At 57.9% G+C, this 13,476-nt stretch carries 10 protein-coding genes; 3 read left to right on the plus strand and 7 right to left on the minus strand.

Features of this window, described 5'->3' with window-relative positions:
* Positions 1-56: 56 nt before the first annotated feature.
* The 3 genes from ftsY to rimO all read left to right on the plus strand — a co-directional run bounded on the left by ftsY (position 57) and on the right by rimO (position 4,185).
* Positions 57-1,019: a signal recognition particle-docking protein FtsY gene (gene ftsY / locus OZ410_RS12865; protein ID WP_277708419.1), complete on the plus strand. Its 963-nt coding sequence runs from the start codon at positions 57-59 to the stop codon at positions 1,017-1,019.
* Positions 1,020-1,076: 57 nt separating this feature from the next.
* Positions 1,077-2,777, plus strand: a complete 1,701-nt coding sequence (locus OZ410_RS12870) for an amidase family protein (RefSeq protein WP_277708420.1) — start codon at positions 1,077-1,079, stop codon at positions 2,775-2,777.
* Between the two features lie 106 nt (positions 2,778-2,883).
* Positions 2,884-4,185, plus strand: a complete 1,302-nt coding sequence (gene rimO, locus OZ410_RS12875) for a 30S ribosomal protein S12 methylthiotransferase RimO (protein ID WP_277708421.1) — start codon at positions 2,884-2,886, stop codon at positions 4,183-4,185.
* Here rimO and OZ410_RS12880 read toward each other — a convergent pair whose 3' ends face one another.
* From OZ410_RS12880 to OZ410_RS12910, 7 genes are all read right to left on the minus strand, one after another.
* Positions 4,186-6,237 (minus strand): DUF349 domain-containing protein, encoded by a 2,052-nt coding sequence (locus OZ410_RS12880; protein ID WP_277708422.1) that lies wholly within the window; start codon positions 6,235-6,237, stop codon positions 4,186-4,188.
* 107 nt (positions 6,238-6,344) lie between these two features.
* Entirely contained in the window at positions 6,345-7,076 is a 732-nt protein-coding gene (locus OZ410_RS12885; protein ID WP_277708423.1) for a shikimate dehydrogenase family protein, read from the minus strand.
* Positions 7,069-8,088, minus strand: coding sequence for a DUF368 domain-containing protein (locus OZ410_RS12890; protein WP_277708424.1), 1,020 nt, complete (start codon positions 8,086-8,088; stop codon positions 7,069-7,071). Before OZ410_RS12890 ends, OZ410_RS12885 begins: the two co-directional genes overlap by 8 nt.
* Positions 8,088-9,017 (minus strand): DUF368 domain-containing protein, encoded by a 930-nt coding sequence (locus OZ410_RS12895; protein WP_277708425.1) that lies wholly within the window; start codon positions 9,015-9,017, stop codon positions 8,088-8,090. Before OZ410_RS12895 ends, OZ410_RS12890 begins: the two co-directional genes overlap by 1 nt.
* A 27-nt stretch (positions 9,018-9,044) precedes the next feature.
* Positions 9,045-10,445: a tetratricopeptide repeat protein gene (locus tag OZ410_RS12900; RefSeq protein ID WP_277708426.1), complete on the minus strand. Its 1,401-nt coding sequence runs from the start codon at positions 10,443-10,445 to the stop codon at positions 9,045-9,047.
* An 85-nt stretch (positions 10,446-10,530) separates the two neighbouring features.
* Positions 10,531-11,724 carry an aspartate aminotransferase family protein gene (locus tag OZ410_RS12905; protein WP_277708427.1) on the minus strand — a complete coding sequence of 398 codons (1,194 nt, stop codon included), beginning with the start codon at positions 11,722-11,724 and terminating at the stop codon, positions 10,531-10,533.
* Positions 11,725-11,734: 10 nt separating this feature from the next.
* Positions 11,735-13,447: an OstA-like protein gene (locus tag OZ410_RS12910; protein ID WP_420917760.1), complete on the minus strand. Its 1,713-nt coding sequence runs from the start codon at positions 13,445-13,447 to the stop codon at positions 11,735-11,737.
* Between the last annotated feature and the right edge of the window lie 29 nt (positions 13,448-13,476).

The following is a 13,476-nucleotide window of genomic DNA, read 5'->3' on the forward strand; positions in this document are numbered from 1 at the left end:
CCCCTTCCGGCAAAGCGGGCTAAAATGCTATCTTTGCATACCAGCCAGTTAACCCCATGAGTCTATTCAAGAAAATCTTTTCGTCCGAGAAAAAGGAAACCCTGGATAAGGGGCTAGAGAAGACCAGTACCTCGTTTTTCAGCAAACTCAGCAAAGCCGTTGTCGGTAAATCCCGCGTGGACGACGAGGTGCTGGACGAACTGGAAGAAGTCCTGGTCCGTTCCGACGTGGGGGTGGACACCACCCTGAAGATCATAGAGCGCATTGAGGCCCGCGTGGCCCGCGATAAATACGTGGGGACCGAAGAACTGGACCGCCTGCTGCGGGAGGAAATTGCCGGCCTGCTTTCCGAGACGCATACCGGTGAAGCTTCCGAACTGCAGCTGCCCGAGGTGGAAGGTCCCTATGTGATCATGGTGGTGGGAGTAAACGGGGTAGGCAAGACCACTACCATCGGGAAACTTGCGCACCAATTCCGCCAGCAGGGAAAAAAGGTGATCCTGGGGGCTGCGGATACCTTTCGTGCCGCCGCCATTGAACAACTGGAAATCTGGGCCCAGCGCACGGGGGTGCCCATCGTAAAGCAGAAAATGGGCAGCGACCCGGCTTCGGTAGCCTACGATACCCTGCAGTCTGCCGTTTCCCAGGGGGCGGACGTGGTGCTGGTAGATACGGCCGGGCGCCTGCACAACAAGGTAAACCTGATGAACGAGCTCACCAAGGTAAAACGGGTGATGCAAAAGGTCCTGCCGGATGCCCCCCACGAGGTGCTGCTGGTGCTGGACGGTTCTACCGGGCAGAACGCCTTTGAACAGGCCCGGCAGTTTACCCAGGCCACCGAGGTCACGGCCCTTGCGGTGACCAAGCTGGACGGCACCGCCAAGGGCGGGGTAGTCATCGGCATTTCAGACCAGTTCCGCATCCCCGTCAAATATATTGGTGTAGGGGAGGGGATAGAAGACCTACAGGTCTTCAATAAATACGAATTTGTGGATTCCTTTTTTAAGGCCCGTTCCTAACCGGATCCCTGGACTACGCTGATCATCAACCCACGACATACAAACCCATTTGCAGCGATGAAAACGGTACAAACTTTTAGAGCGACAATCTTTTTAGCCGGCCTGCTGGCCCTGATGACTACCGGGTGCAGGGAAACCCCTGTTGCAGAAGCAGAAAAGGCCCCCCTCTGGACCCCTTTTGACGAAACGGCCGAACTCCAGGCCAATGCGGAGCACGAGAATCGCCGGATGCGCTACAAACTTATCCAGTCTCAGGTTACGGATAAGAACGACATCTTTGCCCCCATGGCCGAGACGGCTATGGCCCTGGGCGAAAGCCGGTATGAGGCCCTACGGGGCCTGATCCTGGGGCACAGTATTCCCGAATTGCAGGCCCGAATCGGCCAGGGGGAATTCACCTACGAAGAGCTGACCCGCTTTTTCCTGTACCGGATTTACCGGTACGAACTGGACCGGGAAACCTACCTGAACACGATTCTGGCCCTGAATACAGAGGCGGTGCAGGCCGCCCGCCGGGCAGACAGCCTCCTGAAGGCCAGCCCGGATACCCCAAGGCACCCCATATTCGGGATGCCGGTACTGCTGAAAGACAACATAGACACCGAAGGCATGCCCACTACGGCCGGCGCTGTGGCCCTGCAGGACCACCGCCCGCAGGATGCCTTTATCGTAAAGCAACTCAAGGCCAAAGGAGCCATCATCCTGGGGAAGGTAAACCTGAGCGAGTGGGCCTATTACTTCTGTTCCGGTTGCCCCGTGGGTTACAGTGCTATCGGGGGCCAAACCCTGAACCCCTACGGCCCGCGGCAATTCGAAACCGGCGGTTCCAGTTCCGGCAGCGGGACTTCCATGGCCGCTGCCTATGCCGTGGCAGCGGTGGGCACCGAAACCTCCGGCTCCATCCTTAGCCCCTCGGGCCAGAATTCTGTGGTAGGCCTGAAACCCACTGTTGGGGTGTTGAGCCGCAGCGGGATCGTCCCCATTTCCAGCACCCTGGATACCCCTGGCCCAATGACCCGTTCCGTGGTAGACAACGGCATCCTGCTCAGTGCGATGATGGGGTTTGACGAGGAGGATCCCAAATCCGTGAACGCTCAATGGGAAGGAACGTGGTACCTCCCGGATTCCGTTTCCCTGAAAGGCCGCCGTTTCGGGGCCTTCAAGGGCCTGCTGGAGTCCGATTCCCTCTACCGCCAGGCCGTGGGCCAGCTGGAGGCCGCGGGGGCCGAGGTCATTGCTTTTGAGCCCCCGGAAGTGGACCTGGAAGGGTTCCTGCCATTGCTGAACGGTGATATGCGGGTAGATTTGCCCCACTACCTGGAAACCCGGGTAGTGGATACCCAGGCCGTGCAGGTGCGTTCGGTGGCGGACGTAGTAGCCTTTAACCTGCAGGACACCCTGGTACGCGCGCCTTACGGGCAGGGCCGCCTGGAGGGTATTCTGGCCGATTCCACAGATGCCGCAGGGCTGCAACAGATCAAGGCCCGGATGCAGCAGGCCGGCCGGCAGTATTTTGACGAGGCTTTCCAGGCCCATAACCTGGATGCCATTCTCAGTGTAAACAACTACCATGCGGGTTATGCCGCGGTAGCCCTCTATCCGGCCCTGGGCGTGCCCATGGGGTATCGGGATAACGGAGAGCCGGCCAACCTCACTTTTATTGCCAAGCGCTACCAGGAACCGGAGCTGCTGCAATTCGGGGCAGGTTTTGAGGCCGTTAGCCAGGCCCGGCAAATGCCGGAGGCCTACCAGGATTAAGGATAGCGCCAGGATACCGGCCTGCTGTACCCTGTGGAAAGCAAGGGTGGTGTCTGTGCATACTCTGGCCTGAACTTCGTACCTTTGCGGCCTTATTGCCAAGGCTATGCGGACCAAGTCTACGAAAAAGAACCGGATTAACGTGGTCACCCTGGGGTGCTCCAAAAACCTGTACGATTCCGAAGTGCTCATGGGGCAGCTCCGGGCAGGCAAGAAGGATGTGGTGCACGAAGGAGAAGGCAATATTGTGGTGATCAATACCTGTGGCTTTATTGACAACGCCAAGGAAGAGAGCGTAAACACCATCCTGGACTTTGTGCAGCGCAAGGAGGCCGGGGAGGTAGACCAGGTTTTTGTTACCGGCTGCCTGAGCGAACGCTACAAGCCGGATCTCGAAAAGGAAATCCCCAACGTAGATGCCTATTTCGGGACGCGGGACCTGCCCCGTCTGCTCAAAGCCCTGGGGGCCGATTACAAACACGAGCTGGTAGGCGAGCGGCTGACCACCACGCCCTCCCATTACGCCTACCTGAAAATTGCCGAGGGCTGTGACCGCCCCTGTTCCTTTTGTGCCATCCCCCTGATGCGCGGCAAACACCGGAGCAAACCCATGGAGGAGCTGGTACAGGAAGCGAAAAACCTGGCTGCCCAAGGCGTTAAGGAGCTGATCCTGATTGCCCAGGACCTGACTTACTATGGCCTGGACCTGTACCGGGAACGCACCCTGGCGCCCTTGTTGCGAAAGTTGGCAGCTGTGGAAGGCATCGAATGGATCCGCCTGCATTACGCCTTCCCCGCGGGCTTCCCCATGGATGTGTTGGAGGTGATGCGGGAAGAGCCCAAGATCTGCAACTACATCGACATCCCCTTGCAGCATATTTCCGATCCCATCCTGAAAAGTATGCGCCGGGGTACCACCCAGGCCCGTACCGAACGCCTGCTGGAGGACTTCCGCAGGGAAGTGCCCGAAATGGCCATCCGCACCACCCTGATTGTGGGGTACCCGGGGGAAACTGAAGCCGATTTCCAGACCTTGCTGGAATGGGTGGAGCGCACCCGCTTTGACCGCCTGGGCTGTTTTACCTACAGCCACGAGGAGAATACCCATGCCTACGGCCTTGAAGACGATGTACCCGCTGCCGTGAAGCAGGAGCGGGCCAATGCGGTAATGGAGGTGCAGGCGCGTATTTCCTGGGAACTCAACCAGGCGAAGGTGGGGCAGACGTTAAAGGTGCTTATTGACCGGAAAGACGGGGACCATTTTGTGGGGCGAACCCAGTTCGATTCTCCGGATGTGGACAACGAGGTGCGAATCCCAGCCGTTGAGACCTACCTGCGGGTGGGGGATTTTGCCGATATCCGGATCACGGAAGCCTCGGACTACGATTTGTTCGGGGAGCCTGCCTGATTATTCTTCTTCGGGTTCCTCCGCGGACTCCGCCTCTTCCGGCCCGCGCTCCAGGTGGTGGCGCAGGATGTTGAGCTTTTTCAGCTTGGCTTTCCAGGATTGCAGGGCTTCCTTCTTCCGGGCGATGTTGTTGACCACTTCCTGCACCAAAGGGTTGCCCTCCGTGCTCCCGGAAAAGAATTCCAGGTTGTTTTCCAGCTGGCGGATGTCGTTTTTGTATTCCTCGATCTTTTTGCGGATAAACTGCCGTTCGTCCTCCACGGCACCCAGGTCGTCCGCCTGGGCCAGTTGCTTGATTTTGTCGCCGTATTTGATGATTTCGGCTTCCGCACGGTCTATGCCCATCTTCCGCAAAAGGGCTTCCACAATTTTGTAGAACTTGGCGTTCAGGTGTTTCTTGTTGTTGGGGATGCGTCCCTGCCCTTTCCAGGCAGCCAGAAACCCGCGCACGGCCTCCAGGTCTTCTTCCTTCTTGCCGCTTAACTGAAACGCCTTAAGCTGGTCCAGAATGTCGGTTTTCGCCTTCAGGTTCTCGCGTTCTCCGGCATGGGCCGAATCGCGCCGGGCATGGAGGCGGTCAAAGTAGTGGTTGCACGCCTCTTTGAACTGTTTCCAGATCTTGTCCGAATACTTGCGGGGCACGTGGCCGATCTGCTTCCATTCCTGCTGGATACGCTTCATCTCCGGGGTGGCGGTATCCCAGTCTTCGCTGTCTTTTAACTCCTGGGCGCGCTGTAGCAGGGCCCGTTTCTGGTCCAGGTGAAGCTGCTGCTCTTTCTTCAGATTCTTATAGAACGCATTTTTGGTCCGGTTAAACCGGCGTACCGCTTCCTTAAAGGCAGCCCAGGTAGGCTCGTTGTCCTTTTGGGGTACCTTCCCGGCCTGGAAGAATGCCTCGCGAAGGGCTTCCACAGTCTTGATCTGGGCCTGTATCCCACGGTGGTTGTCCGCTACCTGGCCGGCTTCTGCTTCTATTTTCGAAATGATCTCCTGCTTGGCCGCCAGATTGGCCTCATACCGTTCTTCCTGTACCTTGTGGTAATCCTGCCGGCGCTGGTGCATGGCCTTGGTGGCTGCGCTGAAGCGGTCCCAAATGGCCTGCCGTTCTTCTTTGGCCACCGGCCCGAGTTCTTCCTTCCAAACCTTGTGCAGGGTTTGCAACTCCCGGAATGCCTTGTTCAGATCCGGTTCATTCGCCAGGGCTTCGGCCCGGGCGACCAGCTTTTCCTTTTCCTCCAGGTTGTGTTTAAAATCCAGGTCCCGCAGTTCGCGGTTCAGGTGGAGGAAGTCGTAGAAAATCTCCACATGGTGGTGGTAGGTGCGCCAAACGTCGTTGTAGCGCGTTCTGGGAATGGGACCCGCGTTGCGCCAGGCCTCCTGCAGGTCCTTGAAGGTCTTGTAGGTGGAGTTCATGTCTTCCTCCACATTCACCAGGCTCTTGAGCTGCTCGATAATGGCCAGGCGGTTCTCCAGGTTTTCCTTGAGCTGCTGGTCCAGGCTGCGGTAGTACTGGTTCCGCTTTTCGCGGTATTCCGCATACAGTTCGTTGAATTGCCGCTTGGTCACGGAATTGTAGCGGAAGTCGGCCTCGTTGCCCCCCCGGTCTATGAATTCCTCTTTTTTATGTTCCAGAAAGTCCTGAAACTTCAGGTCGAATTCCGTCTTAATGGCTTCTGCATGGCGGCGGATGGCCTGCACTTTTTCGGTGCGCAACAGCCGTTGCAATTCCCCCACCAGGTTTTCCATGGAAAGGGCGTGGTAATCCAGAAACGGGATGTGATGGCGGCGTTCGTTCTCCGAATCCTCGGCGTCCTCTGCATTGGAGGCGTCAATTTCATTTTCCATATCGGCCTCCCCGGCAGGTTCCTCCTCAGAGGCCTCTGCGGCTTCGGGTTCCCCGGCTTCGGGGGCAGAACTTGTAGGTTCGGTTGTGGCTTCTTCGGCTTCCTGGCCGGCGGGCACCTGGCCCGAACCGGCGGGTTCGTTTGCTGCTTCGCTATTGGCTTCCCCCCCTACAGCTTCCTGTAGTTCTTTGTTTTCTTCTTCCGACATCACGCTGGGTTTACGGTGATCGGCAATCACCTACCTAAGATAGTAACAAATGTGCTGTAAACAAAGGCGGGAGGCCGAACCTTTAAGGCGTGTGCGTATATTCCGACTCAGGTGTTCCAGAGGTCCCAGGCCCGTTCGGCCTGTATTTCGAGCATTTCCAGTCCGTTCTTGAAACGGCATCCGGCCTGCTGCCCGTGGCGCAGGAAGGTGGTCAGGGGCGGGTTGTAGATCAGGTCGTACAACAGGTGGGAAGGCCCCAGGGCATCGTAGGGCAGGGGCGGGCAGCGGTCCGTTGCAGGGTGGGTGCCCAGGGGGGTGCAATTGACCAGGACCTGAAAGGATTCCAGCGCCCGGGCATCCAGTTCTGCGTAGCCCAATTGCCCTGTTTCCGGGTTCCTGGAAACCAGGGTGGCTTCCAGGCCCAGTTCTGCCAGGACGTAGCTGACTGCCCGGGAAGCCCCGCCCGTTCCCAGCACCAGGGCTTTGCGGTCCTCTGGTCTTAGCAGTGGCTTTAATGACTCCCGGAATCCTGCAGCATCCGTATTGTGCCCAATGGCCTGCCCATCCTTGAACCGGATGGTGTTTACGGCACCTATGGCTTCGGCCACCGGGTCAAGCGCGTCCAGGAAGGGGATCACCTCCTGCTTGTACGGAATGGTCACGTTCAGCCCGCACAGGTCAGGGGTGTTGGCCAGCAGGGCTGCAAACCCGGAGAGGTCCTGCAGGTCGAAGTTTTCATACTGGCAGTCCGTCAGGCCCATCGCCTCGAATTTCCGGGCAAAATACCCCCGGGAAAAGGAGTATCCGATATTCCTGCCGACCAGCCCGAACCTACGCATCCGATTTCTGGTTTTGTCCGTACCATTCCAGGGCGATCAGGATGGCCAGGCCCACCCCGATATAAAAGAGGGCCCACTGGTTTTCGGCAAAAGAGAGGTCCGGGAGGTAACGTTCATAGTTCTGGATCACGGGATCGCCGTTGGAATCCAGGAGTAAACCCCCGTCCGGGCCCTGGGCAAACAGGGTCCGTTTCCAGGGCCAGACCACCCCCAGGGAACCCGTAATAAAACCGATGATCACGGCCGTGGTCAGGTAACGGTAGTGTTTCAGCACATAACCCAGCAGGTGGGAGAGGGTAACCAGCCCGGCGGCCGACCCCGCGGTAAAGACCGCCAGGATCTTCAGGATTTCCAGGCGGGCACTGTTGCGCACAAAGCTGAAATCGCCCTGGAATACTTCTGCCAGCGTATCGTACAGGCCGTTTACGGAGTCTACCAACAGCAGCACGTAATTCCCAAGCAGGATCAGGATAAAGGAGCCCGACAGCCCGGGCAGGGTCATGCCGGAAACGCTGATCATCCCGCAGAGGAAAATAAACAGCAGGTTGTCGTTTTCCCGCGCCGGAGACAGAAAACTGATGGATACGCCCAGGATCAGGCCCAGGATCCCGGCCGGGATGGTGGTGCGGTTCCAGTGGTGAAAGTCCTTGGAAATAAAATAGATGGAACCGATAATCATTCCAAAAAACCCGGACCACACATAGAGTTCCTTTCGTTCCAGAAAATAATCAAGTACCTGGGAAACGCTGAAATAGCTGAAGAGCATCCCCAGCACCAGAATGGAGAGGAAGGGCCCGTTCACGTACCGGTAAAAGCTTCTGAAGCGGCCGTTGAACAGGAGTTTAAAGGCCTTCAGGTTAATCTTCTGCAGGGAATAGATAAATTCTTCGTAAAAGCCCACCACAAAGGCTACAATGCCCCCGGAAACCCCGGGTACTTTGTTGGCGGCCCCCATGGCCAGGCCCTTGATGAAGAGCAGGGCCTTATCCGTTATCGAACGCTTGTGGAACATCACGGTGCAGGCTTTTTTTGGCGGGCCAGGCCTTCCAGCAGGAAGATGAGCGCAAACCCGGCAATGGCCAGGGCTATAGCCAGGCCCAGGCGGGGTTCGCCCGGGTAATCCCAGGGCCAGACCCCGGCTTCGCGTACGGGGACCACCTTGCCATCGAATACCTGGGTTTCCAGGACTTCTTTCCAGGGCCAGATTTTTCGCAGGGAACCGGCAATAAACCCGGTAAGCAGCGCCAGGGTCAGGTCGCGGTATCGCGCAAACATCCATTTTAGCAGGCGGGCAAAACTCAGGAGCCCGAAAACGGCCCCCAGGCCTACCACCACTATAATTTGCAAATCCCGCTCGTGTACCGCATCCAGTACGGTTTTATAAGACCCGAGCAGTACCAGGATAAAGGCCCCCGAGATCCCCGGGAGGATCATTGCGCAAATGGCCAGGGCCCCGGAAAGGAACAGGTAACCCATTCCGCCGGTGTCTTCGGAAACCGGGAGGGAAACCACCAGGTAGGCCAGGGCTGCCCCCACCAGCAGGGCCAGGATGCCCCCGGGCGTCCAGCGACCGATAGCGCGGGCCACATACAGGATGCTGGCCACCACCAGGCCAAAAAAGAAGGACCAGATCAGCACCGGCTCTTCGGTGAGTAACCAGCTGATGCCTTTAGCCAGGGAGAGCACGCTGGTGGCTATGCCCAGAACCAGGGCCAGCAGGAAATTCCCGTTCAGGGCCTGCCAGAAAGCCCTGAAGCCCTGGCGGCGCCAGATGCCCAGCAAGGCCGGGCGAATGTTGTTGATGGAGGTGATCAGTTCTTCGTAAATCCCGGAAATAAAGGCGATGGTCCCCCCCGAAACGCCAGGAACCACGTCTGCGGCACCCATGGCCATCCCTTTAAGGACTGTGAAGATAAATTGTAGGCGATTTCCTGGTTTCATGCCGGATAAAAAGCAAAAATAGCGCTTTTATTCCGAAGCATTCCGCAGGTCGCGGAGGATTCCCTGCACCCAGGAAGCCCCGTAAAATTCAGGGTAATTCTTCTTGAAAACCTTCAGTTTGGAAGGGGCCCGTTTCAGGGCAGACCGCAGGTGTTCCACGGCCTGGGATTCCTTCCCGAGCTTGCGGCAGATCCCGGCCAGCTGGTAGCTGATTTCCACAGCGTCAGGGTAGCGTTCCGCACCCTGCTGCAGCACTTCTGCGGCGGCGCCGAATTCCCCGTTGTCCCGCAATACAGCTGCCCACTGCATCCACACCTCCAGTTCTGCATTGCCCAGTTCCACAGCCCGTTTGTAGGCGTAGTCCGCGGCATCCAGCTCGCCCAGGGCCTGGTGAATCAGCCCGCAGCGCTTCCAGTAATCTGGGTTCTCCCCGTCTATGTTGATGGCCTTGTCAATATATTCCCGGGCCTTTTCGTACCGGCGTTTTCGCAAGTAGAAATCCGTGATGGCCAGCCATCCCTTGTCCAGCAGGGGATCTTCGTGCACGGTCAGGTAGTAGTAGTGGCGGGCCTGCCGGTCGTCGCCCAGGCGTTCAAAACAATGCCCTATGCGCAGGTAGGCATGGGAGGTGGGGTCGTCCAGGCCAATGGTAATCTGGTAGTTTTCTATGGCTTCCCGGAAGCGGTCCAGGGCTTCCAGCACTTTGCCTTTTTCAAAGTAAGCCCCGATAAAACTCTCGTCAGCGATAATCGCAAAATCGAATGCCGAGAGAGCCTCCGGGTACATTTCCAGGGTTTGGAATTGCTTGCCCAGTTGGTGCCAGGCCACCTGGCAGTAGGGGTTGCGGTCCAGGTAGAGGTTTAAAAAGCGAATAGCGCCCTCGTAATCCTCCAGGAATTCGTAGCAGTAAACGGCATTATACAGGGAGGCGTAATCTTCAGGATCGAACTCCAGGCAGCGCAGGAAACAGGTCCGGGCCTGCTCGTACTCGTCCAGGAAAAGGTATTCCATCCCCATCAGGGAATAAATGTCGAAGTCGTCCTCCACCAGTTCCAGGGCCGCCTCCAGCAAAGCGATGGCCTCCCGGTGGTTGTCTTTTTTGGACTGGATGTTGGCGCGCTGTATGTAAATTTCCTCGTTCTGCCCGTCCAGCTCCTGCAGCTGGTCCAGCAGGTATTCCGCCTTCTCCAGCTCGTTTTCAAACACCAGTACTTCCACGTGCAGCAGTTGGAGGGGCAGGGCATCCGGGTGCTGGCCCATGCCCATGCGGATCGCCTTCTTGGCCAGGGATATCTTGCCCTGGTTCAGGTAATGGTGGATGATCTCCTCAAAGTCCTCCGCGTCAAAAAAGTAGACCGCGTCGGTCTTCAGCATGGATTCAAACTTGAGGATGGAAGGATTGGGAGTTTCGTTCGGTTCAATCGCCATACATGCCGGTTTGGTTGTGTATGGACTTAAAAATATTTTTTTGAACCGTCCAATAGGGGGATAATGGGGTCATCTTATCAACAAATTAGTTAACACCCGTGCCCGGGTAGGCTTCCAGCAGTTCCAGGATCAGGGTGCAGCCCTCCTGTATTTCGGCTTCGGAAAGGGTCAGGGGCGGGCTAATGCGCACCGCCCGGGGTTCAAAAAGCAACCAGAAGAGCAGCAGTCCCCGTTTCAGGCTTTCCGTAACCAGATAATTGGCCACCTGGGCATCCTCCATGATCAGGGCCAGCATGAGTCCGCGCCCCCGGACCTCGGAAATCAGGGGGTGTGCCAGCATGGCCCGGAAGGTTTGTTCCTTGGCCAGGGCCTGTTCCATAAGCCAGCCGGCCCGGAGTTCCCGAAGGGTGGCCAGGGCGGCGGCGGCCACCACCGGGTTTCCGCCAAAGGTGGTAATATGCCCCAGTTGGGGGGATTCGGAAAGGGTTTTCATGTGTTCCCGGGAGGCAGTAAAAGCCCCGACGGGCAGGCCGGAGGCCATGCCCTTGCCCATCACCACCACATCCGGGACACACCCGTGCTGGGTAAAGGCAAAGAGGGAGCCGGTGCGCCCGAACCCGGGCTGGATTTCGTCCAGGATCAGCAGGGCCCCGGTGGCTTCGCAGCGCCGTTTCACGGCCTGCAGATAGCCCGGTTCGGGCAGGATAAAGCCAGCCCCGCCCTGTATGGTTTCCAGCACTACAGCAGCCGTATGGCGGTCAATGCGGTTCAGGTCTTCCAGGTGGTTAAAGCGCAGGTGGCGGATGTCCGGGATCAGGGGGCGGAACGGAGCCTTCCGCGTTTCGTAATCCATCAGGCTCAGGCTGCCCAGGGTATTGCCGTGGTAGGCGTTGCGGGCGGCCACAATACGGGAACGCCCGGTAACCCTCCGGGCCAGCTTTAGCGCCCCTTCCATGGCCTCGGTCCCGGAGTTGACCAGATAGGTGCTCTCCAGGGGGGCGGGCAGGGCTGCGGCCAGTTCCCGGCAAAGGGTTACGGCCGGCTCCAGGGCAAATTCCCCATAGACCATCACGTGCATGTATCGGGCGGCCTGTTCCTGTACCGCCTGTACCACTGCCGGGTGGCAATGCCCCAGGGTACAGGCAGATACCCCGGCAATAAAGTCCAGGTAGGCCTTCCCCCGGGTATCATAGAGGTAGCTCCCGGAGGCACGGTCAATCTCCAGCCCCAGCGGGTGGGGCCCGGTCTGGGCCTGATACTGTTGGAAATCCGGGTTCACGGGCAGGGGGTTAAGGGGCTGAAGGGCGTGGCCGGGGTTTGGGCCTGCGGGCCTTGGCCGCGGGCAGGTCTTCGGTTTCCGGCTCGCTTTCCTGCTGGTCCATGGGTTGGTTAACCCCTCGGATCCGGGGCAGGACCAGGTTGTTGTCGTCGGCGTCAAAGAGGTCTTCCCGGGAACGGATGCGTTCCGGTCCCCTCCAGATAAACCCTTCCAGTTTTTGTTGCCCTTCCGGGAGGTCTTCCTCCGGGTACAGGGTGCCGTCCGGGTTGGTGAAGAAGGTGATTTCCTGGATCTCGCTCTGATCCAGCTCCAGGCGGATCTTACTGCAGACGGTCTTGTCTATGCCAACGAGTTGCTGGTCGTCATCGTACATATAGTACAGCACTTCCGTATTGGCGATCAGGTCTACGGTTTTGAGTTCGTTTTCCCGGAATTTCCCGAACAGGTCTTTGCCTTTGGCCTGGTTATACCCGCGCAGGCCCACGGTGTCTTCCGAAATGATAAAGGCGTTGCCCAGTACCTTCAGGGAATCCAGTTTGTCGGTCTCCATGTCCGAGAGCAGGTAGATGGTGTCTCCCGTCATCTGGTTTTCCAAATTCCAGAGGATGGGCCGCTTCAGGAGCTGGGTGATGCCGGTGGCCTGGCTGAAGTGGATGGAATCGCACTTCCCGCTCAGGTCGGTTTTGTAGAATTTGGCATTGTGGTAGGCCCTGAGGATGCGCGCATCCGGCTTGCCGGTCACCATCAGGGTGTCTCCGTGCATGTAGAGGGAATCCTGTTCCACCAGGGAAATAGAAACCGCCCGCCGGGTGGCAAAAACCGAGTCTTTCTCCCGGTGCACCTCGGCATAATGGGCCCGGATCACCCCGTTGTTCAGGGTGTCCGTCACCACGATGTTGTTGGTGGCCGAGGCAAAGGCGGTAGCCTTGTCAAAGTACACACTGTCGCCTTCAATAATGCGGTTGTTGTAATGGATTTCCGTATTGCGGATGCCGTAACCCTGTTCCGCCCGGGTGTCGTAAAAGCCGCGTTCGCAATACATCATGTAATCCTCTCCAGTTACCCGGGAAGGCCCGTACATATAGGCGTTTTTGGAAACGGTGTAGTAATCCAGGCGGGTAGATTCCAGTACGTAGTCCGGGTTCTGGATGCGAACCGAATCCTGGAACTGGTATTTCTTGGGCCCCAGGTAGTAGCGGCCTACCCGGCTGGTGAGGGTGTTTACGGAATCTACGATCTTGCCGTGGTGTTCGTAAAAAGCTTCCTGGGATTCCCGGTCAAAGAGGAGGGTGTCCGTGGTGAGCACGCTGCTGCGGTTGGTCAGGCGCACTTTTTCAAAGGCCTTGGCCTGTTTGCTGTTGCCGTCGTATTCCAGAAAGCCGCCGGTCATCACGATGGAATCGCCCTGCTTCAGGCGGACGTTCCCAATGGCCTCCAGGCGGTTTTCCTTTTGGTAAAGCAGGGCGTAGTCGCACCACAGGTCTGCCCCCTGGTGTTCAAACTGTACCTGCCGGGTATCTTTACTGAAGATAGAAGCCCCGGGCCGCAAGGCTTCATCCTTGGTGAAGTTGCCCCCGTAAATGATGTTGATCCGTTTTCCCTGGGCCGTGTCTTGGGCAGCCTTCGGCCTGCCGGCCTGGGCAAAGGCCAGGGCGGTCCAGAAGATGAGCAGCAGTGCGGTTACCGGGGTTTTCAAGCCAGAAATTTTAGCCAAAAATAGCATAAAAAGGCCCGCAGCGGCAAGCTTTCACA

Source organism: Robiginitalea aestuariiviva, from assembly GCF_029537735.1.
Lineage (GTDB): Bacteria > Bacteroidota > Bacteroidia > Flavobacteriales > Flavobacteriaceae > Robiginitalea > Robiginitalea aestuariiviva.

Coding starts and splice junctions, on each gene's coding strand:
- ftsY (WP_277708419.1), top strand. CDS start 57: ATGAGTCTATTCAAGAAAATCTTTTCGTCCGAGAAAAAGGAAACCCTG.
- OZ410_RS12870 (WP_277708420.1), top strand. CDS start 1,077: ATGAAAACGGTACAAACTTTTAGAGCGACAATCTTTTTAGCCGGCCTG.
- rimO (WP_277708421.1), top strand. CDS start 2,884: ATGCGGACCAAGTCTACGAAAAAGAACCGGATTAACGTGGTCACCCTG.
- OZ410_RS12880 (WP_277708422.1), bottom strand. CDS start 6,237: ATGTCGGAAGAAGAAAACAAAGAACTACAGGAAGCTGTAGGGGGGGAA.
- OZ410_RS12885 (WP_277708423.1), bottom strand. CDS start 7,076: ATGCGTAGGTTCGGGCTGGTCGGCAGGAATATCGGATACTCCTTTTCC.
- OZ410_RS12890 (WP_277708424.1), bottom strand. CDS start 8,088: ATGTTCCACAAGCGTTCGATAACGGATAAGGCCCTGCTCTTCATCAAG.
- OZ410_RS12895 (WP_277708425.1), bottom strand. CDS start 9,017: ATGAAACCAGGAAATCGCCTACAATTTATCTTCACAGTCCTTAAAGGG.
- OZ410_RS12900 (WP_277708426.1), bottom strand. CDS start 10,445: ATGGCGATTGAACCGAACGAAACTCCCAATCCTTCCATCCTCAAGTTT.
- OZ410_RS12910 (WP_420917760.1), bottom strand. CDS start 13,447: ATGCTATTTTTGGCTAAAATTTCTGGCTTGAAAACCCCGGTAACCGCA.